General features: G+C 65.1%; 24 protein-coding genes. 14 read left to right on the top strand and 10 right to left on the bottom strand.

Going from position 1 to position 25,164, the window contains the following annotated elements; all coding sequences use genetic code 11:
* The 7 genes from AABA84_RS26765 to AABA84_RS26735 form a co-directional block, all read right to left on the bottom strand.
* The coding region (locus tag AABA84_RS26765) for a helix-turn-helix domain-containing protein (protein ID WP_338313665.1) at positions 1-188 on the bottom strand (188 nt) is incomplete at its 3' end.
* A 205-nt stretch (positions 189-393) separates the two neighbouring features.
* A complete protein-coding gene (locus tag AABA84_RS26760) occupies positions 394-879 on the bottom strand; it encodes a peroxiredoxin (RefSeq protein WP_018321314.1) in 486 nt (161 codons plus the stop codon).
* 108 nt (positions 880-987) lie between these two features.
* Positions 988-1,542, bottom strand: coding sequence for a DUF924 family protein (locus AABA84_RS26755; RefSeq protein ID WP_212245923.1), 555 nt, complete (start codon positions 1,540-1,542; stop codon positions 988-990).
* Between the two features lie 15 nt (positions 1,543-1,557).
* Positions 1,558-3,243 carry a long-chain fatty acid--CoA ligase gene (locus AABA84_RS26750; protein ID WP_212245921.1) on the bottom strand — a complete coding sequence of 562 codons (1,686 nt, stop codon included), beginning with the start codon at positions 3,241-3,243 and terminating at the stop codon, positions 1,558-1,560.
* 188 nt (positions 3,244-3,431) lie between these two features.
* The gene (locus AABA84_RS26745) at positions 3,432-4,931 is read right to left on the bottom strand and encodes a D-alanyl-D-alanine carboxypeptidase family protein (protein ID WP_338313664.1); all 1,500 of its coding nucleotides are present in this window, start codon (positions 4,929-4,931) and stop codon (positions 3,432-3,434) included.
* Between the two features lie 189 nt (positions 4,932-5,120).
* On the bottom strand, positions 5,121-6,917 hold the full coding sequence (locus tag AABA84_RS26740; RefSeq protein ID WP_338313663.1) for a glucan ABC transporter ATP-binding protein/ permease: 1,797 nt from the start codon (positions 6,915-6,917) through the stop codon (positions 5,121-5,123).
* 84 nt (positions 6,918-7,001) lie between these two features.
* Complete coding sequence (locus AABA84_RS26735) at positions 7,002-8,051, bottom strand: ABC transporter substrate-binding protein (protein WP_338313662.1); 1,050 nt, start codon at positions 8,049-8,051, stop codon at positions 7,002-7,004.
* A gap of 226 nt (positions 8,052-8,277) precedes the next feature.
* Here AABA84_RS26735 and AABA84_RS26730 point away from each other — a divergent pair, with 226 nt between their 5' ends.
* The 7 genes from AABA84_RS26730 (at position 8,278) to AABA84_RS26700 (ending at position 13,962) form a co-directional block, all read left to right on the top strand.
* Entirely contained in the window at positions 8,278-8,646 is a 369-nt protein-coding gene (locus tag AABA84_RS26730) for a hypothetical protein (protein WP_212245905.1), read from the top strand.
* A gap of 117 nt (positions 8,647-8,763) precedes the next feature.
* Positions 8,764-9,168: a phosphoribosyl-ATP diphosphatase gene (gene hisE, locus AABA84_RS26725; protein ID WP_063200315.1), complete on the top strand. Its 405-nt coding sequence runs from the start codon at positions 8,764-8,766 to the stop codon at positions 9,166-9,168.
* Positions 9,169-9,202: 34 nt separating this feature from the next.
* Positions 9,203-9,805, top strand: a complete 603-nt coding sequence (locus AABA84_RS26720; protein WP_212245897.1) for a YqaA family protein — start codon at positions 9,203-9,205, stop codon at positions 9,803-9,805.
* Positions 9,806-9,852: 47 nt separating this feature from the next.
* Entirely contained in the window at positions 9,853-10,392 is a 540-nt protein-coding gene (locus AABA84_RS26715; protein ID WP_338313661.1) for a hypothetical protein, read from the top strand.
* Between the two features lie 30 nt (positions 10,393-10,422).
* A complete protein-coding gene (locus AABA84_RS26710; RefSeq protein WP_212245893.1) occupies positions 10,423-11,823 on the top strand; it encodes an aspartate ammonia-lyase in 1,401 nt (466 codons plus the stop codon).
* 251 nt (positions 11,824-12,074) lie between these two features.
* Entirely contained in the window at positions 12,075-13,043 is a 969-nt protein-coding gene (locus tag AABA84_RS26705; protein ID WP_008133678.1) for an NAD(P)H-dependent flavin oxidoreductase, read from the top strand.
* A gap of 145 nt (positions 13,044-13,188) precedes the next feature.
* Entirely contained in the window at positions 13,189-13,962 is a 774-nt protein-coding gene (locus AABA84_RS26700) for a thioesterase family protein (RefSeq protein WP_338305752.1), read from the top strand.
* A 323-nt stretch (positions 13,963-14,285) separates the two neighbouring features.
* On the opposite strand, the gene AABA84_RS26695 is transcribed toward AABA84_RS26700, so the two are convergent.
* Positions 14,286-15,848, bottom strand: a complete 1,563-nt coding sequence (locus AABA84_RS26695) for an AMP-binding protein (RefSeq protein ID WP_212245889.1) — start codon at positions 15,846-15,848, stop codon at positions 14,286-14,288.
* A 124-nt stretch (positions 15,849-15,972) separates the two neighbouring features.
* Here AABA84_RS26695 and AABA84_RS26690 point away from each other — a divergent pair, with 124 nt between their 5' ends.
* The 4 genes from AABA84_RS26690 to AABA84_RS26675 all read left to right on the top strand — a co-directional run bounded on the left by AABA84_RS26690 (position 15,973) and on the right by AABA84_RS26675 (position 18,990).
* Positions 15,973-16,938 carry an NAD(P)H-dependent flavin oxidoreductase gene (locus AABA84_RS26690; RefSeq protein WP_338305751.1) on the top strand — a complete coding sequence of 322 codons (966 nt, stop codon included), beginning with the start codon at positions 15,973-15,975 and terminating at the stop codon, positions 16,936-16,938.
* Between the two features lie 144 nt (positions 16,939-17,082).
* On the top strand, positions 17,083-17,331 hold the full coding sequence (locus AABA84_RS26685) for a hypothetical protein (protein WP_028140683.1): 249 nt from the start codon (positions 17,083-17,085) through the stop codon (positions 17,329-17,331).
* 132 nt (positions 17,332-17,463) lie between these two features.
* Positions 17,464-18,180, top strand: coding sequence for a hypothetical protein (locus AABA84_RS26680; RefSeq protein ID WP_212245885.1), 717 nt, complete (start codon positions 17,464-17,466; stop codon positions 18,178-18,180).
* 87 nt (positions 18,181-18,267) lie between these two features.
* Positions 18,268-18,990: a hypothetical protein gene (locus AABA84_RS26675; protein WP_338313660.1), complete on the top strand. Its 723-nt coding sequence runs from the start codon at positions 18,268-18,270 to the stop codon at positions 18,988-18,990.
* A 43-nt stretch (positions 18,991-19,033) separates the two neighbouring features.
* Here the strand turns inward: AABA84_RS26675 and AABA84_RS26670 are convergent, their stop codons facing one another.
* Entirely contained in the window at positions 19,034-20,605 is a 1,572-nt protein-coding gene (locus tag AABA84_RS26670; RefSeq protein ID WP_212245881.1) for a winged helix-turn-helix domain-containing tetratricopeptide repeat protein, read from the bottom strand.
* 378 nt (positions 20,606-20,983) lie between these two features.
* Between AABA84_RS26670 and pcaB the strand changes: the two genes are divergently transcribed.
* Together pcaB and AABA84_RS26660 are read left to right on the top strand one after the other, a co-directional pair.
* Positions 20,984-22,345, top strand: coding sequence for a 3-carboxy-cis,cis-muconate cycloisomerase (pcaB, locus tag AABA84_RS26665; protein WP_338313659.1), 1,362 nt, complete (start codon positions 20,984-20,986; stop codon positions 22,343-22,345).
* Between the two features lie 113 nt (positions 22,346-22,458).
* Positions 22,459-23,715, top strand: coding sequence for an aminopeptidase (locus tag AABA84_RS26660; protein ID WP_212245877.1), 1,257 nt, complete (start codon positions 22,459-22,461; stop codon positions 23,713-23,715).
* Between the two features lie 184 nt (positions 23,716-23,899).
* Here the strand turns inward: AABA84_RS26660 and AABA84_RS26655 are convergent, their stop codons facing one another.
* Positions 23,900-24,454, bottom strand: coding sequence for a hypothetical protein (locus AABA84_RS26655; protein ID WP_212245875.1), 555 nt, complete (start codon positions 24,452-24,454; stop codon positions 23,900-23,902).
* Positions 24,455-24,691: 237 nt separating this feature from the next.
* On the opposite strand from AABA84_RS26655, the gene AABA84_RS26650 reads away from it, so the two are divergent.
* On the top strand, positions 24,692-25,147 hold the full coding sequence (locus tag AABA84_RS26650; RefSeq protein WP_028140678.1) for a cupin domain-containing protein: 456 nt from the start codon (positions 24,692-24,694) through the stop codon (positions 25,145-25,147).
* Positions 25,148-25,164: the final 17 nt, after the last annotated feature.

The raw sequence follows: 25,164 nt of genomic DNA, 5'->3' as shown, positions 1-25,164 counted from the left end.
CTCTTGGGCCGACGGCACTGATCCGCCAGCTCATGGTCCCCAGCCCGCCAACGCCTCAGCCATTTGTAGCCCACGTCGGGGCTGATCCCGAACCGCCGGCACAGCTCCCGCCGGTTCGTTCCGTCCTGCAAGGCAAGTCGCACAAACTCGCGCCGCTGATCCATTACCGACACCTCGTTCCAGGGCATGGACGGCCTCCCGAATCGACCAATCCAGCCCAGTTTGATGTGTCAGCTATGTCTCCGAACACCTCTCAGTGATCTGTCCGGGCTAAACACTTGATCGGGCGATCCAGTATTCCAGAGACGGTTGTGATTGAGCCGAGACGCCTCGGCGTACTGGATGCCCCGGTCAAGCCGGGGCATGACAGTATCTCTTGTCGCTAAGAGAAGCTTACAGCTGCCCCAGCAGCGTATCGCCGCCGGAGACCTCGACCTTGCCGGGCATCGCTTCGAGGTTCAGCTTCTTCACCACGCCGTCCTCGACCAGCATCGAATAGCGCTTGGAGCGGATGCCGAGGCCGTTGGCGGAGGCGTCCAGCTCCATGCCGATCGCCTTGGTGAAATCGGCGTTGCCGTCGGCGAGGAAGATGGCTTCGTCGCGCTGGTCGGTGTCGCGCTTCCAGGCGTTCATGACGAAGGCGTCGTTGACGGACACGATGGCGATGCTGTCGACGCCCTTGTCCTTCAAGGCATAGGCGTTGAGGAAGATGCTCGGCAGATGCATCTTGTGGCAGGTGCCGGTGTAGGCGCCGGGCACCGCGAACAGCGCCACCTTCTTGCCCTTGAAGATATCGTCGGTGGTCTTCACCTGCGGGCCTTCCGCCGTCATCACGCGGAATTTCGCCTCGGGCAGCTTGTCGCCAGTCTGGATCGCCATTGTCGGTCTCCCTGAATATCGATCCCGCTTATTAGACCGTGCGGCGGGCCTGCACAATATTGCCGGCGGGCGAAGCGGTGAGGGTGGGGCCCCTTCACCGTGATGTCATCAACCGGCGAAGCCGCCCTTGTCGAGGAAGGCCTGCTCTTCCGCGGTGCTGTCGCGGCCGAGCAGGCGGTTGCGGTGGGGAAACCGGCCGAACCGCTGGATGATGTCGGCGTGCTCCCGGGCGTATTTCAGGTTTTCGGCATTCTCGGTGTTCTGAAACAGCGCGACGCAATGCAGCTGGTCGGGCAGGTGCTCGGAATGCATGAAGGGCAAATAAAGGAATTCGAGCAGGACCGGATCGACCCTGGCATCGACACCGCGATCGATCGCCCGGCGGGCGACGTCGCGCGCCAGCGCATCGCTGGCAAAGGCCTGGGGCGTGCCGCGGAACATGTTGCGGGGGAATTGGTCGAGCACGATGACCAGCGCGAGTGCGCCGTCGTCGCTGCCTTCCCATGATGCCAGCTCTCCGGCGATCGCCTTCTGCCACAAAGCAAGAAAGCGGCGCCTGACTTCCGCGTCGAAAGCGTCGCTGCGCTCGTACCAGCGCTCGCGGCCGGCCTCGCGCCAGAAGGCGAGAATGCCCGATGGCGTGATATCGCCGACCGCGGTCATGACCCGGCGACGCGCTTACGCCGCCTGAGCCTTCTTCTCGTCGCGCAGCTCGCGTCGCAGGATCTTGCCGACATTGGTCTTGGGCAGGTCGCTCCGGAATTCGATGTGCTTGGGCACCTTGTAGCCGGTGAGCTGCTCGTGACAGAATTTGATCACGGCGTCGGCGGTGAGGTCTTGATCCTTCTTCACCACGAAAGCCTTCACCGCCTCGCCCGACTTGGAATCGGGGATGCCGATCACGGCGCATTCGAGCACGCCCGGATGGCTCGCGATCACTTCCTCGATCTCGTTCGGATAGACGTTGAAGCCCGAGACCAGGATCATGTCCTTCTTGCGGTCGACGATCTTGGTGTAGCCCTTCTCGTCCATGATGCCGATGTCGCCGGTGCGGAAATAGCCGTCCGCGGTCATCACCTTGGCGGTCTCCTCTGGCCTGTTCCAGTAGCCCGACATCACTTGCGGGCCCTTGGCGCAGATCTCGCCGGCCTGGCCGAGCGGCACCTCGTTGCCGTCGTCGTCGCGGATCGAGATGTAGGTCGACGGCACGGGAATGCCGATCGTCCCCGTGAACTCGGTTGCCGTTGCCGGATTGCAGGTCAGCGTCGGCGAAGTCTCCGACAGGCCGTAACCCTCGGCGATGAAGCAGCCCGTGATCGCCTTCCATTGATCGGCCACGGGGCGCTGCACCGCCATGCCGCCGCCGTTGGAGATCTTCAGCTTCGAGAAGTCGAGCTTCTTGAAATCAGGATGGTGCATCAGGCCGTTGTAGAGCGTGTTCACGGCCGGGAAGCTGTTGACCTGGTATTTTGCCAGCTCCTTGACGAAGCCGGCGATGTCGCGCGGGTTGGGGATCAGGAGATTGCAGCCGCCGGCGCGCACCGCGAGCAGGTAGCAGGCCGTCAGCGCGAAGATGTGATAGAGCGGCAGCGCGCAGACGATCATGAGCTGGTCGACATGCGGCGGCGCGGCGAGCGCCGGCTGCAGCCAGGCGTCGTTCTGCAGGACGTTGGCGACGATGTTGCGGTGGAGCAGGGTGGCGCCCTTGGAGACGCCGGTGGTGCCGCCGGTATATTGCAAGAAGGCGACGTCGCCCGGCGAGAGTTTTGGCTTGTTGAACGTCATGCCGCGGCCGGCCGACAGCGCATCGTTGAAAGAGACCGAGCCGGGCAGCGACCACGCCGGTACCATCTTCTTGACGCGGCGGACGACGAGATTGACGATCACGCCCTTGAAGCCGAGCAGGTCGCCCATGCTGGCGACGATGACGTGCTTCACCTGCGTCCTGGCGATCACCTGCTCGACGGTGTGGGCGAAATTCTCCAGCACGATGATGGCTTCGGCGCCGGAATCCTTGAGCTGGTGCTCGAGCTCGCGCGGGGTGTAGAGCGGATTGACGTTGACCACCGCGAAACCGGCGCGCAGCGCGGCGGCGGTCGCGATCGGATATTGCAGCACGTTCGGCATCATGATGGCGATGCGGGCGCCGCGCTGCAGCCCGCGGCCCTGCAAATAGGCGGCGAGCGCGACCGACATCTGGTCGAGGTCGCGATAGCTGATGGACTTGTCCATGCAGATGAACGCCTTGCGGTCGGCGAACTTGGTGAAGCTCTCTTCAAGAAGATCGACCAGCGATGCGTATTGGGTCGGCTCGATATCGGCGGGCACGCCGGGCGGATATTGCTTGAGCCAGATGCGCTCCATGGAAAACTCCCCTCATCTACCAGAGCCCGCTGTGTCCCGGGCTTGCCTCATTGCCGCCAGTATCGAGCCTGCCGGAACGGGTGGCAAGTCGTCGAGGCTTAAGACATAGGTCAGGGAGTAGCTACTGGAATCGTCGAGAAACCGCGCTGCCGCAGGTGCGAAGCGCGGGAGCCCGGCTCGGCGCGCCGTTAACTGTTGTTGGCCGGCTTGGCGGCGGGCTTGGTCGCGGCCTTGGGCTTGGCGGGCTTCTGATCGCTGCTGGCCGCGGGTTTCTCGGCGGGTTTTGCCGCCGCGTCGTGCTTGGCGGCAGCATGCTTGGGCGCTGTCGGCTTCGCTGCAGTCTTGGCGTCGCTCTTGCCGGCGTTCTTATCGTTGTTCTTGGCCTCAGCCGGCTTGGCAACAGGCTTCGCAGCCGCCGTCTTGGTGTCCTTGGCGCCGTCCTTGCCCGCGTCTTTCGGCTTGTCGGCCGCGTCGGGCTTCTTAGCCACGCGCGACTTCTTGCCACGCGGCTTTGAGGCGGCCTGCTGGTCGGCATCGGCCGCGACCGCCGCGATCAGGGCGGTGCCGGTGCGGGTCGGGCCGGTATAGACCAGCACGGGCTCGGCCGCCGCGGGAGCCGAGGCCATCAGCTCGGAGGCCTTCATCAGAGGCGGCTGGAGGCCGGCGGTGAAGAAGGTCACCTGGGCTTCGCCGCCGGTGGCCGAGGCCGATCCGCTGGTGCCGCCATTGGCCGCAATCAGCGCATCGTCGTCGTCGCTGGCCGGCCGCTTGCGATGGCCGCCGCACATCTCGTCGCGCAGGTTCGGCGGCGAGGCGTCGACCGGCACGAGGTTGTCGACCGTGCCGAGCGAGGGACGCAGCCACGTCAGATTGTCCTGGCTGAAGCCGCGCTCGAGCAGCTGCGCCGCCTTCACCGCGCGCGCCGTGCCGGAATTGGCGCCGAGCACCACCGCGATCAGCCGGCGGCCGTTGCGCGTGGCCGAGGCGACGAGGTTGTAGCCGGAGGCGCAGATGAAGCCGGTCTTGAAACCGTCGGCGCCGGGATAGCGGCCGATCAGCTTGTTGAAATTGCCGGTGGTGCGCTTGCCGAAGCGGATCGCCGGGATGTGCACGAAGTATTCGTATTCCGGCAGGTCGCGCAGGAACGAGCGTGCGAGGATGCCGAGGTCGCGCGCGGACGTGATCTGGCCGTCGGCGGGCAGGCCGTTCGGATTGACGTAGCTGGTCTGCGTCATGCCGAGCTTCTTCGCGGTATCGTTCATCATCGCGGAGAAGCCGTCGATCGAACCGCCGACGCCTTCGGCGAGCACCACGGCCATGTCGTTCGCCGACTTGACCATCATCATCTTCAGCGCGTTGTCGACGGTAAGCTGCGTTCCCGGACGGAACCCCATCTTGGAGGGCGATTGCGAGGCTGCCGTCGGCGATACCGTGAGCAGCGTGTCGAGCGTCAGCCTGCCGTCCTTGACTGCCCTCAGCGTCACATAGGCGGTCATGATCTTGGTGACGGAGGCCGGATACCAGGGAATGGTCGCGTTATCGGCCTGCAACACCTTACCGCTGTCGGCCTCGATCAGCAGCAGCGCTTCGGCGCTGGCCGCGCGCGGCGCAAGCAGCGCGGCACATGCGAGCGTCGCAGCGAACAGGTTGAACAGGGATTTGCGAAGCAGCGGGCGTAGGGCGTGCACTATCCGATTCCGGTCCTTGGAGACCCGCCTGATACGGGCGGTGCTCGTGATCTGATTGTCGGTTCTGAAATCCAGCGCCGCCGCTCGCGGCGTCGCAAACCTATACCGGCTGGTGCGTCGAGAACAGGGGCATGAGCGGGGTATTCCGCAATGAAATAGGCCGAATTTCGACGATCCTGTGGGGACTTGCTAGGGGGATTTGGCAGCAGTCGCAGCAGCCTCAGCGGCTGTCACACTGGCCCGCGTGGTCTCGTGAACCATGAATTGGGCCCTGGCGAGCTCGGCGAAATGGCCGCTCTTGGCCACGAGTTCGTCGAAAGTTCCGCTTTCGATCACCCGCCCGTTCTCGAACACCAGGATCCGCGTGGCGTTGCGGATGGTGGAGAGCCGGTGCGCGATCACGAAGGTGGTGCGGCCCTTCATCACTTCGTCGAGAGCGGCATTCACCTTGGCCTCGGTGACGGCGTCGAGCGCGGAGGTAGCCTCGTCCAGGATCAGGATCGGGGGATCCTTCAACAGCGCGCGGGCGATCGACAGCCGCTGCCGCTCGCCGCCGGACAGCATGCGGCCGCGCTCGCCGGCATTGGTCTCGAAACCGCCGCTGCGCTCGATGAAATCGAGCGCCTGCGCACGCTCGGCCGCCTTGCGCAACTCGGCCTCGGTCGCGTCCGGCTTGCCGACGCGCAGATTCTCCTCGATCGAACGGTTGAACAGCAGCGCCTCCTGGAACACGACGCCGATATTCCGGCGCAGCGAGGTCAGCGTGACGCCGCGCACGTCCATGCCGTCGATCTTGATCAAGCCGGATTGCGGGTCGAAGGCGCGATGCAGGAGCGCGATCGCGGTGGATTTGCCGGCGCCGGTCGGGCCGACCAGCGCGATGGTCTGGCCGGGCAGCGCGGTGAAGGTGAGGTCCTCGATCGCCGGCCGCTTGCCGTCATAGGAGAAGGTGACGTCGTTGAACTCGACGAGGCCGGACAGCCTGCCGGCGTCGATTGCGTCGGGCCGGTCGTGCACCGCGGGCACGGCGTCGAGCACATTGAAGAACTCGCGCAGGCGGGGCGCCTCCATGAACACGTTGTTGATGAAGCTCACCACCTGCTCGAGCTTCTGGATCAGCAGCGTCGCAAAGCTCACGAACATCACGATCTCGCCGACCGAGGTCAGCCCCTGGTCGTGGAGCGCGATGCCGAGCGTGAAGATCGCGAGCACGGTGATGGTGGTGGAGGCGCGCGTGATGACGGTGACGAGCGCCCACCACGACAGCACCGGCATTTGCGCGGCCAGCAACTCGTCGGCGACGGAGCGCAGTCCCTTCACCTCGGATTCGACGCGCACGAAGCTCTGCACCAGCGCGACATTGCCAAGCGCGTCGGAGGCGCGTGCGGACAGCTCGCTATATTGCTCCTCGACCGCCATCTGCATGCCGAAGGTCTTGCGCACCACGAAGGTCGTCAGCGCGGTGAAGACGATGCAGAGCAGGAACAGCAGGATCGCGAGCCGCCAGTTCAGGTAGAGCGACAACGGCAGCAGCACCACGACCGAGAGGATCGCGGCAAAGTGCTCGCGGAAGAAACCGAGCCACAGCCGCCACAAGGCGTCGGTGCCGTTGAGCATCACCTTCATCAGCCGGCCCGAATGGGTGCCGGAATGGAAAGTCAGCGGCAATTGCAGGATGTGCTCGAAATAGTCGGTCAGCACCGCCTGGCGCTGGCGGTGCGAGAGCCGGTCGGCCTGCAAGGCCACGAGCGCGCTGCACATGATGGTGAAGAGCCCGAACGCGACCCAGGCGATGAGGAACGGCCAGGCCGAGCTCGATCCGGCGACCGTCTTGCCCGAGAGTACGTCGACGATGCGGCCGAACAGGACGGGCTCGGCGAATTGCGAGGCGGCGAGCAGGAGATTGGCAAACGCCAGCAGCCAGCCCAGCCGCGCCTCCCTGCCGAGCAGTTCGAGAACACGTGTGTAGAGACGGAGGATGGGCATGCGGCGAGGAACTCGAGCGGATGACGGAGCCCGCATTTTAAGCAGGGATCGCGCGGGAGATATAGCGGAAGAAGTCAGTTTTTCTCAGTTGATCAGCCGCGCCGCCACCGGCGGCAGGAACCGGTCGTCGAAGATGTCGCCCGCCGTGGGCCGCTTGCGGAATTTGAAATCCTGCGCGACCTGCTCGATCGAGCGCTCCAGGCGCGCCGGCTCGACGCCGCCGAGGCCGTTGCGCTTGACCTCGTCGGTCAGGATGTTGTCGACGAGGACGGTGCGCAGGCGCTCCAGCTCCAGGTCGCGGTCGCCGTCGTCGATGCGGCTCGCGGCCTCGTCCGCCGCGCGCGCCGGCTCCTTGATGGTCGCATTGATGCCGGCGATCAAGGCGCGGACGAAGCCCTTCACGGCGTCGGGCTTTGCTGCGGCGAAGGCGGGATTGACCACCACGGCGAAGCCATAGGCCTCGCAGCCATAGTCGGCATAACGCAGCACGACGAGATCGGCTCCGGGCACACCGCGATCGCGCAGGTTCACCGCGGAGAGATAGTTGAAGCCCGCGACGGCATCGACCTGTCCCGCGGACAGGATCGGCTCGCGGACCGCAGCGCCAATCTTGTGGAATTTGACGCGCGATGCCTTGATGCCGTTCTGCTGCGCCAGCGCCGGCCACAGCCGCATCGACAGATCGCCGTCGGCAACGCCGACGGTCTTGCCGTCGAGATCGGGCAAGACATGGATGCCGCGGCTCCGGCGCGCGACGATCGCGTAGGGCGCGCGGTTGAACAGCACGAACACGGCCTTGACCGGCGCGGAGTCCTCCTTGTCGCGAAAGCGGATCAACTCGTTGATGTCGACCAGCGCAAGCTCGCTGTCGCCCTTGGCGACGCGTACGAGCGCCTCCGGCGATCCGGTTGCGCTGTTGAAGGACAGGTTGAGACGTTCGGCGCTGAACCTGCCGTCCTTCGCCGCAAGGAAGAACGGCGCCATGCTCGCGTCGAGCGGGCGGTCGAAGGTGAAATGGATCGCAACGGACGGCGCAGCGGTCTCGGCCGCACTGACATCGCGTGCAACGAGCGTTGCAAGCGAGATCGAGAGAGCCAGCAGGCAACGGAGGGCGGTCGTGTTGAATCCTGACATCAGTTGCGCCGGTTCCGCATTGTTATGGTTTCGTGACGCTTGCGGCGCCGGCCGTGGTCAGTGTGTCCGCGCCAATATGAACGGCGGATGAGCGGCGGTTGCGTCACGATCACGCAACCCCGTTCAGCTTGTGTTGGGGTTGGGGAACCCAACATGGGATGCGGGTGTTTGACAGACATGAGCCTGTCTGCAGGCACCATTCGAGGTCCCAAGGAGGGTCCAGGAGATGTTTGACAGCCTTTCGAAGTTTGCCGGCCGCAAGGCCGTTCTTGCCACTGCCGCGGTGCTGGCGTTGACCGCGGCTGCTCCGACCGCTTCATACGCTGGCGGTCGCCATTGGCACGGCGGTGGAGGCGGTGCGGCCGCAGCTGCGGCTTTCGCGGCCATCGGCACCGGTCTTGCCATCGCCGCGACCCGTGACTCCTACGCCTATGACTACGGTCCGGGCTATGGCTATTACGGCGGCCCCGCCTATTACAGCGGCCCGGCCTACGGCCCCTATTACGGCCCGGGCCCGAACTACCAGTATCAGCGCTATGGCGGCACGGCTCCGTCGGAGCTGTGTGGCCAGGGATATCACCAGAACTGCTACTAGCTCTGGCAGCTGGAGTTGACCATGACAGGCCGTCGCGCTTGCCGCGCCGGCCTGTTTTCTGCTTTTATTGTCGGGCGTTAACACGCCCGCCATTTGTTTAGAGTAGTTTTGAGTACCATGAGTGATTCGCTTGAGCGGCTATATCTGGCTGTGCTCGCGGCCAGGGATCTTGATCCGGCAACATCGCGTACGGCCCGGCTGTTTCAGCGCGGGCCCTCGAAAATGGCAAAAAAGCTCGCCGAAGAGGCCATCGAGGTCGTGATCGATGCCGTCAATGGCGACACCGATGCCGTGATCCGGGAAAGCGCCGACCTCCTGTACAATCTCACCGTGCTCTGGGCCTCTGCGGGCGTCCGCCCCGAGGACGTCTGGCGCGAGATGACGCGGCGGGAAGACATGCTCGGCATCGCCGAGAAGCTGCCGAAATCGTCGATGAAACTGCCTAAGGTCGCGTCACCGCGCGTGGCCGCCAGGCGGCCTATTGTCGCGCTCGAGGGCCGTACCGCGCGCAAGCGCCACTAGAACGTCACAAACTCGCGATGGACAAATCCGTCCTATGGTGCTTCATCGCGGCGCCATGCTGAAACGTATCTACGACTGGTGCATCGACGCCGCCCACAAGCCCTACGCGCTCTGGATCATGGGCGTCGTGTCTTTCGCCGAAAGCTCCTTCTTTCCGGTCCCTCCGGATGTGATGCTGATCCCGATGTCCCTGGCGCGCCCGCAGCGCGCCTGGGTCTATGCGATGGTCTGTACCATCACCTCGGTGCTCGGCGGCCTGTTGGGCTATGCCATCGGCGCACTGTTGTTTGACTCGGTCGGTCATTGGCTGATCCAGGTCTATGGCCTCGGCGACAAGGTCGACGCCTTTCGCGCCTCCTATGCGGAATGGGGCGCGGTGATCATCCTGCTCAAGGGGCTGACGCCGATCCCCTACAAGCTCGTGACGATCACCTCGGGCTTTGCCGGCTACAACGTCGTCCTGTTCATCCTGTGCTCGATCGTTGCGCGCGGCGGGCGCTTCTTCATCGTCGCCATCCTGCTCAACCGCTATGGCGACTGGATCCGGGTCCGGATCGAAAAGCATCTCGGACTCGTCGTGGCGATCGGTGCCGTCGTGCTGGTGCTCGGCTTCGTGGTGGCGATCAAGCTGATCTAGATCCACAGCGCTTTGCCGCCGGGCCGGGTTCGGCTACGGTCGCCGTCATGATGGTTCGATCCGGCAATCCAGCCTTGCGGCTCGGGACGCTGATATCAGCGGTGCTGCTGGTCCTGCTCGGTGCCGCCGGGACCGGATGGCCGCAATCCGCTCCGCCGGCGCTTGGCCTGCAGGAGCAGGGGCCGCAGGCCGCGCCTCAGCCGTCGACGCCCGCTCCATCGGCGCCGCCGGCGCGCGAGGAAAATCCCGGGCTGATCAATGAAATGGGCAAGCTGTTCGACAAGCTGCCCTCGATCCTGCCGCCGATCAAAAGCCCCAGTGAAACCATGAACGACCTGTCGCGGCTGGCCAAGCCCTCGACCATGGTGTCGGGCCGGGTAGCCTGTCCGGCCTCGTCCAACGGCGCGCCCGATTGCAAGCAGGCCGCCGACCAGCTTTGCCAGAGCAAGGGTTACAAGGACGGCAAGAGCCTGAGTGCCGACTCCGCGGAGAAATGCTCGGCCAAGGTCCTGATTCCCGGCAGGGCCCGCAAGCCGGACGACTGCCGCACCGATACTTTCGTGACCAGCGCGCTGTGCCAGAACTGAAGGACGTCGCGCGAGCAGCAAGGAGCGCCCATGAGCCGTACGGAGCAGGACTTCCTCGGACAGCGTGAGATCGCCGACGACATCTATTACGGCGTCCAGACCATCCGGGGTAAGGAGAACTTCCACATCACCGGCATTCCGATGAACCAGGAGCCTTACTTCGTGAAGGCGCTCGGGTACGTCAAGAAGGCCGCCGCCATGGCCAATCGCGACCTCGGCGCGATCGACGCCAAGGTCGCGGATGCGATCATCCTCGGCTGCGACCGCGTCATCGCCGGCGACATGATGGACCAGTTCGTCACCGACTTCATCCAGGGCGGCGCCGGCACCTCCACCAACATGAACGCCAACGAGGTGATCGCCAACCTCGCACTGGAATCGCTCGGCTTCGGCAAGGGTGACTATCAGCACGTCAGTCCCAACGATCACGTCAATTACGGCCAGTCGACCAACGACACCTATCCGACCGCGTTTCGGCTGGCACTGATCCTGCGGCTCGAGAGCTATATGACCGCGCTGCGCCAGCTCCAGGAAGCCTTCTTCACCAAGGGGCGCGAGTTCGACCGTGTCCTGAAGATGGGCCGCACGCATCTCCAGGACGCAGTGCCGATGTCGCTCGGCGCCGAATTCCGGGGATGGGGTACCACCATGGGCGAGGAGGTCGATCGCATCTCCGAGGCACGGGCGCTGCTGCGCGAGATCAATCTCGGCGCCACTGCGATCGGAACCTCCGTCACCGCGGCGCACGGTTATCCCAAGCTCGCCGTCCGGCATTTGAGCGCGCTGACCGGCGTCGACTTCATTCTCGCCGGCGACCTCGTCGAGGCGACCTCCGACACCGGCGCCTATGTGCAGCTCTCGGGCGTGCTCAAGCGCACCGCGAGCAAGCTGACCAAGATCTGCAACGACATCCGCCTGCTCGCCTCCGGCCCGCGCGCCGGCTTCAACGAGATCAACCTGCCGCAGCTGCAGCCGGGCTCCTCGATCATGCCCGGCAAGGTCAATCCTGTGATCCCCGAGGTCGTCAACCAGACCAGCTTCCTCGTCATCGGCCTCGACACCACGGTGACGCTGGCCGCGTCAGCGGGCCAGCTCCAGCTCAACGTGATGGAGCCGGTGATCTCGTTCGCGCTGTTCTTCTCGATCCGCACCATGGAGCGCGCCGTCAACAGCCTGCGCGAGAATTGCGTCGTCGGCATCACCGCCAACGAGGAGCACACCCGCAACATGGTGCTCAACTCGCTCGGGATCGTCACGGTGCTGAAGCCGCTGCTCGGCTACAAGCAATGCGCCGAGATCGCGCGCGAGGGCTATAAGAGCGGCAAGTCGCTGCACCAGATCGTCGTGGTCGAGCGCAAGCTGCTGACGCAGGACAAGTGGGACGAGATGTTCTCGTTCGAGCGGCTGATCAATCCGGATTTGATCGGGTAGGCGTCGCTGTCATTCCGGGGCGCGCGTAGCGCGAGCCCGGAATCCATTTCGCTACGCACATTGATGCCCGATGGATTCCGGGTTCGACGCTGACGCGTCGCCCCGGAATGACGAGGAGAGAATTCCGCACCTTGGAATAGTGTCGCGGCATCCGCCACGGCGACAAAACGCAATACTTGACAGTGGAAAGATTGCCTTGTTGGTATGGCGGTCAACCTTCCATTGACCTGCCAACAGAGGATCGTCCCGCAATGTCCATGCCTGCCTTGTTCAAAGGACGCCTGTCGATCCCCGTGATCGGCTCGCCGCTCTTCATCATCTCGGTGCCCGATCTCGTGATCGCGCAGTGCAAGGCAGGTGTGGTCGGCTCGTTTCCGTCGCTGAACGCGCGGCCGCCGGAGCTGCTCGACGAATGGCTGGCGCGGATCACCGAGGAGCTCGCGGCCTATGACCGCGCCCATCCCGACAAGCCGTCGGCGCCGTTCGCGGTCAACCAGATCGTGCACAAGTCGAACAACCGGCTCGACCACGACATGCAGCTCTGCGCCAAGTACAAGGTGCCGATGATCATCTCCTCGCTCGGCGCACGCGAGGAGCTGAACCAGGCCGTGCACGGCTGGGGCGGCATCGTCTTCCACGACGTGATCAACCAGAAATTCGCCCACAAGGCGATCGAGAAGGGCGCCGATGGCCTGATCCTGGTCGCGGCCGGCGCCGGCGGCCATGCCGGCACCATTTCGCCGCTGGCCTTCGTCGCCGAGACGCGAAAATGGTTCGACGGCCCGATCGCGCTGTCGGGCGCCATCGGCAACGGCAAGGCGATCCGCGCCGCGCGCATCTTAGGGGCCGACTTCGCCTATATCGGCTCGGCCTTCATCGCGACCAAGGAAGCCAACGCGGTGGAGAAGTACAAGGAGATGATCGCGGGATCGACCGCCGACGACATCGTCTATTCCAACCTCTTCACCGGCGTGCACGGCAATTATCTGAAACCCTCGATCCTCGCCGCCGGCATGGATCCGGAAAACCTGCCGACCTCCGATCCCTCCAAGATGAATTTCGGCACCGACGCTTCCGGCGAGCGCGCCAAGCCGAAGGCCTGGAAGGAAATCTGGGGCTCGGGCCAGGGCATCGGCAGCGTCGACGGCATCCTGCCCGCCGCCGAATTGATCGCGCGCTTCAAGAAGGAATACGACGAAGCGATCGATCCGCCGTTGTAGTTTCTCGTGTCCCGGACGCGGTGCAATGCGTAGCATTGCTCCGCAGAGCCGGGGCCCATCGCCGCAAGGCACGGACCCCGGATCAGCAGCGCCCCGCTACGCGCTGCGCAGCGTCCGGGGAACGTCAACCAAGACTGATTAAAACATGCCCCCCATCTACCGCGTCGACGGCAACAGCGTCGTCACCAGTCCGGATGCCGCTGGCCCCTGGGACCGGCGCATGCAGCACGGCTCGGCGCCGGCTTCGCTGGTGACATGGGCGGCCGAGCGCATTCCGACGCCTGTCGCGATGGACATCGCGCGCGTCACCATCGATCTGATGCGGCCTGTTCCGGTGGCGCCGCTCACGATCGTGACCGACGTCTTGCGCGAGGGCCGCAAGATCCAGCTCTGCGAGATCAAGCTGCTGGCCGACGGTGTGCAGGTCGTCGGCGCAACCGTGCTCAAGATCAGGCGCCAGGCGCTGTCGTTGCCCGACGACGTCAAGGCGCTGCCGGTGACGCTGCCCTCGCCGGAGGACTCGCTGGTCGAGGACGGTCACGCCGCCACCAGCCCGTTCGTGCGTTCGGTCTCGATGCGCGCCGCGCGCGGCCGCTTCGGCCAGGCCGGCGCCGGCGCAATCTGGTTTCGTGTCGACCATCCCCTGATCGAGGGCGAAGCGATCTCGCAGGCCATGCGCGCCGTGGTCGCCGCCGATTTTTCCAACGGCACCGCCTCGACGCTCGATTTTCGCGCCTGGACCTACATCAACGCCGACCTCACCGTGAGCTTTGCGCGCCAGCCCGTCGGCGAGTGGATCCTGCTCGACGGCGACTCCTGGATCGGACCCGACGGCGCGGGGCTCGCAATGTCGCGGCTTGCGGACCGGCAAGGCTATTTCGGCCGCGCCGTGCAGAGCCTGGTGATCGAGAAGCGGTAAGCGTGACGGCGGGGCCGCGATGGCTCCTTCCGAATGAACGGCAGACTTCCGCCGCCGCGGAAGGGATGCTCGGCATCCTGCCGGTTCACATTCCGTAGAAGATCTTGATCTCCCACAGCACCACGATGATGGCCGTGATCAACGTGACCGCGGCGACTGCACTTTCCAGGGAAGCGACTCTCATGTCTTACTCCGCTTCCCAGCCCCACCAGAGGTCTAGGTGATTCCCCGATTCGCGGGCAATCGGGCGGGCATCGTCGGCGCGCACTCAGTGGCGCGCTGTGGTGCCGGGGCCACAACGATCACCGTAAAATCCCGGGGTTTTACCCCACCATCCGGTCCCGCCCGCTCCAGAAGCCCGCACGGAGCACCTTCTTGTCCACCTTGCCGACACCGGTCATCGGCAGCTGCTTCACGAACTGGATTTGCTTCGGCGCATGCGCCGAGCCTTTTCGCGTCTTCACGAGGTTGATCAGTTCGTCCGGATCGGGCCTTGCGCCCTCGCGCGGCACCACGATCGCGGTGACGGCCTCGCCCCATTTCTCGTCGGGGATGCCGACGACCGCGACCATGGCGACATCGGCGTGCTGCGACAGCACGTCCTCGACCTCGCGCGGGAAGATGTTGAAGCCGCCGGACACGATCATGTCCTTCTTGCGGTCGAGGATGAACATGTAGCCGCGCTCGTCCTTGCGCGCGATGTCGCCGGTGTGGACCCAGCCGTTCTTCAGCGTCTCGGCGGTGATGTCGGGCCGCTTCCAGTATTCCGCCATCACGTGCGGCGCGCGCACGCAGATTTCGCCGGCCTCGCCGGTCTTCACCTCCTGGTCGTTATCGTCGAGGATCTTGACCTCGCAGGCTGCGATCGGGAAGCCGCAGGACAAAAACAGCTCGGGCGCCTTAAGATCGTGATCGGCCTTGCGCAGCACCGAGACCGGATAGCATTCGGTCTGCCCGTAGAGCTGCGAGAACACCGGACCGATGCGCTCGATACCCTCGACCAGCCGGCTCGGCGACATCGCCGACGCCCCGTAGAGCACCAGCTCGAGCGAGGAAAGGTCGGTCTTATCAAGCGCGGGATGATCGAGCAGCACGTAGATCATGGTCGGCACGAACAGCGTGAAGTTGATGCGCTCGCGCGCGATCGTGGCCAGCACGGCCTCGGGGTCGAATCCCCTCAGCATGTGCACGGTGCCGCCACGCATCAGGGTCGGCAGCACCTTCGTGCCGGCGACATGACTGATCGGGGCGACCGTAAGATAGCGTGCCGCGTCGGGGATCTCGAAATCGGCGAGGATCGCAGCGGCGGCTCCGGCATTCTCGCGGTGATAGCGCAGCGCGCCTTTGGATTTGCCGGTGGTGCCGCCGGTGTAGTTCAGTGTGGAGAGATCGTCGAGACCGGCGAGACACTGCGCGCTGGCGTGTCCCGCGCTCTCGATCGCCGCGAGCAGATCGACACCGTAACCGGCCGGCCCCATGGTGAAGACCGCCTTCAGCCGGGTCGCCCTCGCGGAGAGCTCGCCGCCGCGGTCGCGGAAGGCGGCCGCATCGACCACCAGCATCTCGGCCTCGGAATCCTCGAGCTGGAACAGCTGGTCCTCCAGCGATCCCAGCGGATGCAGCCAGGTGATGCAGAGCCGCGACAATTGAGCGGCGACGCCGGCGCACCAGCTGTCGGCGCGGTTCGCGGTGAGGAAGGCGACGCGCGCGCCCGCCTGCAGTCCAAGCCGCATGAACACGCCCTGGATGCGTCCGATCAGGTCGATCGTGCCCTGATAGCTCAGCGATCCCTCGGGCCACGCGAAAGCGGTGCGGCCGGGATAGCGCGACAGCGCCCGTAGCGTCTGCGCGCAAGTCGGGGACGATGCGTGGAGCGGATCGGACATATGTTTCCTCGTTGCTTTGTCATCGGCTTCTGGCGTGCCAATGTTGCCGGTGACGCTAGCACAGAGACTGCGGGAGAAAACGACAAAGCCCGCACGGCGAGGCGAGAGTGACGAGGAGATTTGCGTGAGGTCGGATCGACTGCAACGTTTCGGCGATCGTCTCGGCCTGCCGCTGATCGCGGCGCCGATGTTCCTGGTGTCGGGCGTCGAGCTCATGGTCGCGGCCTGCAGCCATGGGGTGATCGGAAGCTTCCCCACCGCGAATTGCCGCAGCACGGAGCAGCTGGATGAATGGCTCACCGCGATTGCGACGCGGCTGCGGCAGCACGAAGACCAAACCGGCCGCAAGGCCGCGCCGCTCTGTCCGAACCTGATCGTGCATCGCTCCAATGCGCGGCTCGCGCAGGATCTCGCCGTACTGCTGCAACACAAGCCGGAGATCGTCATCACCTCGGTCGGCTCGCCCGCGCCGGTCTTGGAGCCGCTGCATGACGCAGGCGCGCTGGTGCTGGCGGACGTCGCTTCGATCCGCCACGCCGAACGGGCGGCGGAAGCAGGTGTCGACGGGCTCGTGCTGCTCACGGCGGGCGCGGGCGGGCAGACCGGCTGGCTCAACCCGTTTGCCTTCGTTCGCGCGGTGCGCGCGTTCTACGACGGCATCATCGTGCTCGCCGGCGGCATCAGCGATGGCCGTGCGCTGCACGCGGCAAAAGTGCTCGGCTGCGATCTGGCCTATATGGGCACGAAGTTCATCGCGACGCGCGAGAGCATGGCGGACGAACGCTACAAGCGGATGCTGGTCGAGAGCTGCGCCGACGACATTCTGCTCACCACGGCGTTCACGGGTTTGCAGACCAGCATGCTGAGGCCGTCGATCGTGGCCGCCGGCCTCGATCCCGACGATCTCCCGGCACGGGGCGCGATCGACATCGCCGAGGATATCGACGTTGCCGCGCGCGAGAGCCGGCCAAAGCGCTGGCGCGACATCTGGAGCGGCGGGCACTCGACCTCGGGGGTGACGGACGTGCCGGCGGTTGACGAGCTGGTTGCGCGGACGCTCGCCGAATATCGTGCGGCGGGCGGGCCGTAGGCGCAGCCCGTCGAGCCCGGCCACGACGGTGTGGATCACGGTTAATCCCGGGCTCCTCCGCCCCCCTTATTTAACGGCAGATTAACCAACGCCGGCCAAGAATCCCCCTCACGGCCTGCCAATCAGGGCCGAGAGGGACAGGCGATGGACTTCGATTTTCTCAACAGCAAGACAGCGGCTTCGCTGGACGAAATCCGCGTCCGCGTCGCTCATGCCCTGGCGCGCCACCCGCTGTGCCGCAACGTCCGGTTCGACATCGTCAGCGTCCCCCGCACCCGCCGGGGCGGCAACTGGACGGTGACGCTGCAATCGGTCGAGCCGCGCGCGGTGTGGGAGGCCTCGGAGATCGTCGCCGACATCCAGGACGCCTACGACCTTTCGGCAGCTGCCTGATTTCCTTGAGTTTTCCAGGCGATGTCGCCGCAGTCCGCGCGATTGCCGCCGCGATGGCACGGTTAGGCCTTAATTATCGCCCAGTTTCCGGGCAGTGATCACGTGGACTTGAAGTTGGGCGCGGAGAGACGTTTGTCCAAAGCCATCACCATCGTTGTGCTGACCTGTTTCCTCGTCCTTGGCGCCGCCACCACTGCCATTCTTGGCCGGGACAGCGTGCCCAGCGTCAGCGAAGAGATGATCGCGCAGACGCCTCCGGCCAAGCCGCTCGCCACCAACCGCGCCGCCAAGGCCGACCGTCTGGTTCCGACCCTGGCGCTGGCTTCGGCCGCGATCGAGCCGGTCCAGGTGCCGGCCGACAGGCTTTCGCAGGCACCCGTGCTGGCCGAGCCGTTGCGCCAGGCCTTCGCCGCCGCCACGCCATCCGATTTCCCGATGCCCAAGGCGTCGAGCCTGTCCGAAGCGCCCGCCGCGGCGGAGGTTCCCGCCGTCGAAGTTCCGGCCAAGCCGAAGGTTGTGGCCAAGCCGCAGCCGCAGAAACATTATACCCTGCTGTCCGACGCGCAGATTTCCGGCATCAGGGATCGCCTGAAGCTGTCCTCGTCGCAGGAATATTACTGGCCTTCGGTCGAGACCGCGCTGCGCAACGTTGTTCGCAAGATCTCGGCCAACAAGCTCTCCAATCCGAACGCGCCACCCAGCGCGCAGATCGATCCGAATTGCGACGAGGTCCAGCAGTTGAAGTCGGCCGCCATGCCGCTGCTGTTCCAACTGCGTGACGATCAGAAGGAAGAAGTGCGCAAGCTCGCCCGCCTCATCGGGCTCGAAAAAGTCGCGCAGCAGATCTGACGCGCGGGTTTCCTCCGGGAACCGCTCCTGTATCAGGAACATCTGGCAATCGACGTGCGTTGCTCGCCCCAAAGAGGGAGTGGATCAATGCGCGCCTCGACAGCCTATTTCGTCGGTGCCGGAACTATCGTCGCGGCCATTGCCATCGGTGTTGGCGGCGGCATCGTTGCCGGCAACATCATGAATCCGGTCGCGTCCAAACAGGGCCCGGATACCAGCAAGATGGCGCAGCGCGCCGAATCCGCTGGTGCGCCGGCACAGACGAGCGCTCCGTCGGAACGCGTCAATTATCTCGCCGGCTCGAAAGCCTTCGGCGCAATGATCGCCGCGCCCGCGCAAGCCGAAGCGAAGTCGGAAGCCGCAAAGCCCGACACGCAGCCCACCCAGGCGAATGCCGAACCGCCCGCACCGCCGCCTTCACAAGCGGCCGCGGTTGAGCCACCCAAGGAACAATCCAAGGAACAGTTCAAGGAACAGTCGAGGCCAGCAATCGCATCGTCCTCAAGGGCCGCAAAACCTGCCGAGCAGCAGGCATCGGCCGACCCGGCCTCTTCACCCGATAACGCCTATGCCAAGGCGAGGGAGTCCGACGTGAAGCGCGCTGCGTCAGAGCGGCGCCGGATGGAGCGCCGCGAGCGCTGGGCCGAGCGCCGCCACTACGACACCCGCGAGCAGCGCGGCCTGCGCGACCGCACCGATTGGGACGACGTCGCGCGCAACATCCGGGAAGATTCCGATGCGCATGATTACGCCAGCCGGCCGCGCGGCGGCTTCCCGCAGATCAGGCTGTTCGGATCCGACGACGACTAGCTCAGCCTGCGATGGCGCCTGCAATGGAGAAGGCGCGCCGCCGTCACGTCATTCCCGCGCGCCGCAATCCTTCGAGATAATGCGCACGATCCTCGTCCCGCAACATCGGCAGTTCGCGCGTGATCCAGGCGAGCGAGACCTCGGGTTGGGCCCGGCGCAGACCTTCCAGGGCGGAAGCTGCCAGCGCCGGATCTCCTGACATTCCGGCCGCCGCCGTCAAGACACGGTGCGCGCCGACGAAATCGCCGCGCTGCCGCATCGATTCCCGCGCCATCTGCACGGCTCCGTCATAGTCACGGCCGACGAACCGGGCATAGGCCGCAACCCCGCAATAGATCGCCGCGAGCGGATCGCGCGGGCTCAGCCGCAGCGCGCGACGTGCGGCGGCATCGCCCTCCTGCCATCGTCCGGCGTAGCATAGCGTCACGCCGTAAAAGGCGTGCGCCATCGCGAAGTTCGGATTGAGCGTCAGCGCCAGCTCGAACTCCGCCAGCGCGTCGTCGAAGCGGCGGCGGAACAGATAGGTGTAGGCGAGGCCGTGATGGGCCCAGGCATCCTCGCGATCCGCCTCCACCGCAGCGAGCGCCGCGCGTTCGGCGATCGGCACTGTCGCGGCCATGTCGGCCCAGCCCATATGCGCGCCGAAGATATGGCTGGTCGCGAGCAGGCCCAGCGCCTTGCCATAGGCGGGATCGATCGCGACAGCCTTTTCGAGCAGCCCTTGCGCGGCGGCATTGTCCTCGCGCGTGCTGCGCCAGTGATGCGACAAGGCGCGCATCACGAGGTCCCAGGCATCCAGGCTCCCGGGCGGCTTCTGCTGGGCGCGAAAACTTTCGGCTGCATAGAGCTGCGGCTCGATCGCGGCGACGATCGCCTCGGTGATCTCGTCTTGCACGGCGAAGATGTCGGCGAGCTCACGGTCGTAGCGCTCGGCCCAGAGATGGCTCCCGGTCGAGACGTCATTGAGCTGGGCCGAGATGCGCAGGCGCTCGCCGCTCCGCCGCACGCTGCCTTCGACCACGTAACGCACCCCGAGCTCCTGCGCGACCTCGCGGATGTGCACGGCGCGGCCCTTGTAGACGAAGGAGGAGTTGCGCGCGATGACGAAGAACCAGCGCAGCTTCGACAGCGCGGTGATGATGTCCTCGCTGATGCCGTCGGAAAAATAATCCTGCTCGGCCGCGCCGCTCATATTGGTGAAGGGCAGCACGGCGATCGCCGGCCGCTCGGGAAGCGCGAGTGCGGCGCGCTGCACCCGCGCGGCGTAGCCGGGCTCCGGCGCGATTGCGCCACCCATCGTGCTACCTTTGGCCTCGACATCGCCGACGAAGCGAAAGCCCTTGCGGGCGATGGTGCGGATCAGCGCCTGGCTCGCGCCACTGTCGCCGACGGCCTTGCGCGCCGCGTTGATCCGGCTGGTCAAGGTGGATTCGGAGACGCTGCGCCCATGCCAGATCTTGTCGATCAGCTCGTCCTTGCTGACCACCCGGTCGCGGTTCTGCATGAGGTGGACGACGAGATCGAAGACCTGCGGCTCCACGGCAACGGGAACCTGCTCGCGGCTCAGCTCGCGCCGGTCGGTATCGAGAAGGTGGTCCCGGAACAGAAACTGCACGTTGAAACTCAGGCCTCACTACGAATTGGGCTAGCAAAAAACAAAATGAAATTTGGGTCGAAAACTGTGAGTCTGCCGAAGGGGACACTTGGTTCATCGCGATCGCGTGATGGCAGCCATGCCGTGCGATTGGGGCAGGTTGCCGTGGACGACGTGTCGACCGGATATCTCCGTCCGCAATCGATCCGTCATCCTGAGGTGCGAGGCACGCGCTGCTCCGAATCGCACGCCTCGCACCTCAGGATGACGGAGTAACGGGGGGACGTGTGCCTAACCTCGCCGCGCGGGAGACGCGACGAACTGCGAATCTCCCTTTGCCGAACCGCGTGCCCTGCGTAAGCTATCGCCTACACAAACACCAACCACGAAGAAACGCCCATGCCCGCCTTTGCTGCCTCCACCACCGTGCTCGATTCCATGTTGTTCCGCGACGCCTTCGGTACGCCCGAGATGCGGGAGGTGTTCTCCGACGTCGCGCTGGTGGCTCGCTACGCCGAGGTCGAGGTGGCGCTGGCGAAGGCTGAGGCGAAATGCGGCGTGATCCCGCAGGAGGCCGCCGATCAGATCGCGGCGCGGACCGACGTCGCCGCTTTCGATTTCGATCTGCTCAGGCAGGAGACCGACATCGTCGGTTATCCGATCCTGCCTCTGGTGCATCAGATGGTGAAGCAGTGCGGCGAGGCCGGCCGCTACGTGCATTGGGGCGCGACCACGCAGGACATCATGGACACTGCCGTGGTGCTGCAACTGCGCGCCGCGCTCGGGATCGTCGAACGCGACATCGCCGAACTCCGCCGCATCCTCGCCGATCTCTCGAAGCGCTATCGCGATACGCCAATGGCCGGCCGCACCCATCTCCAGCAGGCGCTGCCGGTGACCTTCGGCTACAAGACCGCGATCTGGCTCGCGATGTTCGACCGCCACGCCGAGCGCCTGGCGCAATTGAAGCCGCGCGTGCTGGTCGGTCAGTTCGCCGGCGCCGCCGGCACGCTGGCCTCGCTCGGCGACAAGGGCTTTGTCGTGCAGGAAGCGCTCTGTGCTGAGCTCAAGCTCGGCGTTCCCGCCTCGACCTGGCACGTCGCGCGCGACGGATTTGCGGAAGGCGTGAACTTCCTTGCGCTCGTCACCGGCTCGCTCGGCAAGATCGCGCTCGACATCATGATCATGGCCTCGACCGAGTTCGCCGAGGTCTACGAGCCCTTCGTCAAGGGCCGCGGCGCCTCCTCGACCATGCCGCAGAAGCGCAACCCGATCTCGTCGGAGCTGATGCTGGCGGCGTCCAAGGCGGTGCGCCAGCACGCCGGCCTGATGCTCGATGCCATGGTGCAGGATTTCGAGCGCGCCACGGGCCCCTGGCACGCCGAATGGATGGCGATCCCCGAAAGCTTCGTGCTGACCGCCGGCGCGCTGCATCAGGCGAAGTTTGCACTCGCAGGCCTCATCGTGGACGAGGCGAAGATGAACGACAATCTCGCGATCAGCCGCGGCCTGATCGTGGCCGAAGCGGTCATGATGGGGCTCGCGCCGCAGCTCGGCCGGCAGGAGGCCCATGACGTGGTTTATGACGCCTGCCGTCAGGCCAACGAGAAGGGCATGAGCCTGGCCGATGCGCTGTCGGCGGACTCCCGGATAGCGAGCCGCATCGATCGCGCCACAATCGAGGCGCTCACCTCACCGAAAAATTACCTCGGGCTCGCGCCCGCCATGGTTGACCGGGTGCTGAAATCGGCAACGCGTTGAAAACCAAAATGCGTGAAACTGCGTATCTTCTCCATGTCGCAAGGTGCTCGCGCACTTGCGTCCCGCGATGCTAGACTTAGATTGAACGACAGACTTTCGGCAGAGGGCCCCGCATGACTGATCACCGCAATTCCGCCACTCCCATCGATCCCGTGAAGCTCGACCGGCTGGCCGAGGTGGCGGTGAAGGTGGGCCTGGGCTTGCGGCCGGGACAGGATCTTCTTCTGACGGCGCCCGCGATCGCGCTGCCGCTGGTGCGGCGGATCGCCGTGCATGCCTACAAGGCCGGCGCCGGCATCGTGACACCGATCCTGTCGGACGAGGAGATGACGCTGGCGCGCTACCGCCACGGCCACGACAGCAGTTTCGATCGTGCCGCCGGCTGGCTCTACGAGGGCATGGCCAAGGCGTTCTCCGACAACACCGCGCGGCTCGCCATCGTCGGCGACAATCCGATGCTGCTGTCGGGCGAGGATCCTTCCAAGGTGGCGCGCGCCAGCAAGGCGAATTCGATGGCCTATCAGCCCGCCCTGGAAAAGATCGTCAATTTCGACACCAACTGGAACATCATCGCCTATCCGAGCCTGTCCTGGGCCAGGCTGGTGTTCCCTGATGATCCCGAGGACGTCGCGGTCGGCAAGCTCGCGGATGCGATCTTCGCGGCGTCCCGCGTCGACCGCGAGGACGCGATGGACAATTGGGCGAGCCACAATGCGGTGCTGCGCGAGCGTACCAACTGGCTCAACGGCCAGCGCTTCCGCGCGCTCCAGTACAACGGACCGGGTGTGGACCTCACCATCGGACTTGCCGACGGCCACGAATGGGAAGGCGGAGCCTCGCTCTCCAAGAACGGCATCAGCTGCAACGCCAACATCCCGACCGAAGAGGTCTTCACCACGCCGCATTGCCGCCGCGTCTACGGCCATGTCGTGAGCTCGAAGCCGCTGTCCTATCAGGGCACGCTGATCGACAACATCGCGGTGCGCTTCGAGGACGGCAAGATCGTCGACGCAAAGGCCTCGCGCGGCGCGGAGGTGCTGAACAAGGTGCTCGACACCGACGAGGGCGCCCGGCGCCTCGGCGAAGTGGCGCTGGTGCCGCATTCCTCGCCGATCTCGCAGAGCGGGCTGTTGTTCTACAACACGCTGTTCGACGAGAACGCAGCATCCCACATCGCGCTCGGCCAGTGCTATTCGAAGTGCTTCGTCAACGGCGCGCAGCTCACCCCGCAGCAGATCGCCGCGCAAGGCGGCAACCAGAGCCTGATCCATATCGACTGGATGATTGGCTCGGCCGAGACCGATATCGACGGCATCTTGCCCGATGGCAGCAAGGTACCGGTATTCCGCAAGGGCGAGTGGGCGAAGTAGCGCGCGTCACCTCTCCCCGCGCGGCTATCCTTCGAGCCGCCCGCTTGGGCGGGGCTCCTCAGGCCGAGGATTGAGTGCGCCGCAGTCGCTCCAGCGCACCGCTGTCGATGAGCCTCATCCTGAGGAGACAGCGGAGCGGTCGTCTCGAAGGACGAGGCGCTCGCTCAGGCCGTCCCGTACCGCCTCACGCCGCCGCGTTGCGCAGCATCGGATTGTTGTCGATGCTGAAGCGGTTGAACAGTGTCGTGAACGGGCTGCCGTCGGTGGCGCGCACGATGGCGTCGGAAGCAGCGATCGCCTCGTAGAGCGCGCCGACGGGATCGTCCGCCTCGCCCAGGTCGAGGCTCTTGAGGATCTCCTCGCGAGCCTCGTTGATGTCGTCCTCGTCGTCGAGCGTCGCCTCCAGCGCCTCCGCCGCACGCCGCATCTCCGCGAGGTCGCCGCCGCCGGAAAATTTGAGGATGTCGAGCCAATAGGGGCGGGCGATGACGAGCTGGACGAACGCCTCGAACGTGTCGGCGATAATTCCTGCGCGGCCCTCCGATGAGACGTAAAGCACATTTTGCGGCGGCAGCAGCACGAACGCGCCGCCGGAGCCGTCACTGCCGATCTGCCGTGGGTTTTCGATGCCGTCGATGGTGAACCAGGGCTCTTCGTCCGGCGTGAAGGAGACATCGAGGCTGACCAACCAGGCGACGGTCTCAGGATTGGCTGTCAGAACCTCGGGCGTGAGGGGCATCAGCGTGGCTCCGTTTTGTGCTTCCGCGCACTTTGTCGCACCCCGGAAAAGATCGGTTCATGTGCTCGAATTTGCAGGGAAATTGCGGCGTTAACCGCTTCGGGCCTGCAACTTCCGGCTGATTGTCGGGGCCTGCGTAAGAAAGAATTAAAAACCGATGACTAGCGTTCCCGGCATCTTTCGAAACAATCCGGGCCGAGACCCGGCAATACTTTATTATATCCCCCGGGGAAGAAGATGTCGCGCGCATTGATTGAAATCGGTAGTTGCAATGTCGAGCTCGAGCTGCGGCCGATCGAGCCGTCCTGGATCATTGAGGGCAATCCCGTGTCGCGCTCGCACATCCTGTCCACCAGTGCCGACGGCACCGCCTCGACCATCATCTGGCAGTGCACCGAAGGCCGCTTCAACTGGTACTACGATATCGACGAGACGATCATGATCATGGAAGGATCGATCGTGCTCGAAAGCGACGGCATGCCGCCCAAGCGCTACGGCCCCGGCGACGTGATCTTCTTCCGCGACGGCGCGCACGCCAAGTGGCATGTCGAAGGCCACGTCAAGAAGATCGCCTTCTGCCGCAAGACCAATCCCGTGATGATCGGCTTCCTGATCCGCGTCGTCAACAAGCTGAAGAAGATCTTCGCCTCCACCGGAGAGCGCCGTCCGGCCTCCCTGATGGGTGCCGGCTAGTCTCAATTCAAGAACGC

The sequence above is a fragment of the Bradyrhizobium sp. TM239 genome, from assembly GCF_036247985.1.
In the GTDB taxonomy this organism is placed as follows: Bacteria; Pseudomonadota; Alphaproteobacteria; order Rhizobiales; family Xanthobacteraceae; genus Bradyrhizobium; species Bradyrhizobium ottawaense.
Note: the sequence above shows the minus strand (reverse complement) of the source record. Positions and strands in the feature narration are given on the sequence as shown.

Coding starts and splice junctions, on each gene's coding strand:
- AABA84_RS26760 (WP_018321314.1), bottom strand. CDS start 879: ATGGCGATCCAGACTGGCGACAAGCTGCCCGAGGCGAAATTCCGCGTG.
- AABA84_RS26755 (WP_212245923.1), bottom strand. CDS start 1,542: ATGACCGCGGTCGGCGATATCACGCCATCGGGCATTCTCGCCTTCTGG.
- AABA84_RS26750 (WP_212245921.1), bottom strand. CDS start 3,243: ATGGAGCGCATCTGGCTCAAGCAATATCCGCCCGGCGTGCCCGCCGAT.
- AABA84_RS26740 (WP_338313663.1), bottom strand. CDS start 6,917: ATGCCCATCCTCCGTCTCTACACACGTGTTCTCGAACTGCTCGGCAGG.
- AABA84_RS26735 (WP_338313662.1), bottom strand. CDS start 8,051: ATGTCAGGATTCAACACGACCGCCCTCCGTTGCCTGCTGGCTCTCTCG.
- AABA84_RS26730 (WP_212245905.1), top strand. CDS start 8,278: ATGTTTGACAGCCTTTCGAAGTTTGCCGGCCGCAAGGCCGTTCTTGCC.
- hisE (WP_063200315.1), top strand. CDS start 8,764: ATGAGTGATTCGCTTGAGCGGCTATATCTGGCTGTGCTCGCGGCCAGG.
- AABA84_RS26720 (WP_212245897.1), top strand. CDS start 9,203: ATGGTGCTTCATCGCGGCGCCATGCTGAAACGTATCTACGACTGGTGC.
- AABA84_RS26715 (WP_338313661.1), top strand. CDS start 9,853: ATGATGGTTCGATCCGGCAATCCAGCCTTGCGGCTCGGGACGCTGATA.
- AABA84_RS26710 (WP_212245893.1), top strand. CDS start 10,423: ATGAGCCGTACGGAGCAGGACTTCCTCGGACAGCGTGAGATCGCCGAC.
- AABA84_RS26705 (WP_008133678.1), top strand. CDS start 12,075: ATGTCCATGCCTGCCTTGTTCAAAGGACGCCTGTCGATCCCCGTGATC.
- AABA84_RS26700 (WP_338305752.1), top strand. CDS start 13,189: ATGCCCCCCATCTACCGCGTCGACGGCAACAGCGTCGTCACCAGTCCG.
- AABA84_RS26695 (WP_212245889.1), bottom strand. CDS start 15,848: ATGTCCGATCCGCTCCACGCATCGTCCCCGACTTGCGCGCAGACGCTA.
- AABA84_RS26685 (WP_028140683.1), top strand. CDS start 17,083: ATGGACTTCGATTTTCTCAACAGCAAGACAGCGGCTTCGCTGGACGAA.
- AABA84_RS26675 (WP_338313660.1), top strand. CDS start 18,268: ATGCGCGCCTCGACAGCCTATTTCGTCGGTGCCGGAACTATCGTCGCG.
- pcaB (WP_338313659.1), top strand. CDS start 20,984: ATGCCCGCCTTTGCTGCCTCCACCACCGTGCTCGATTCCATGTTGTTC.
- AABA84_RS26660 (WP_212245877.1), top strand. CDS start 22,459: ATGACTGATCACCGCAATTCCGCCACTCCCATCGATCCCGTGAAGCTC.
- AABA84_RS26655 (WP_212245875.1), bottom strand. CDS start 24,454: ATGCCCCTCACGCCCGAGGTTCTGACAGCCAATCCTGAGACCGTCGCC.
- AABA84_RS26650 (WP_028140678.1), top strand. CDS start 24,692: ATGTCGCGCGCATTGATTGAAATCGGTAGTTGCAATGTCGAGCTCGAG.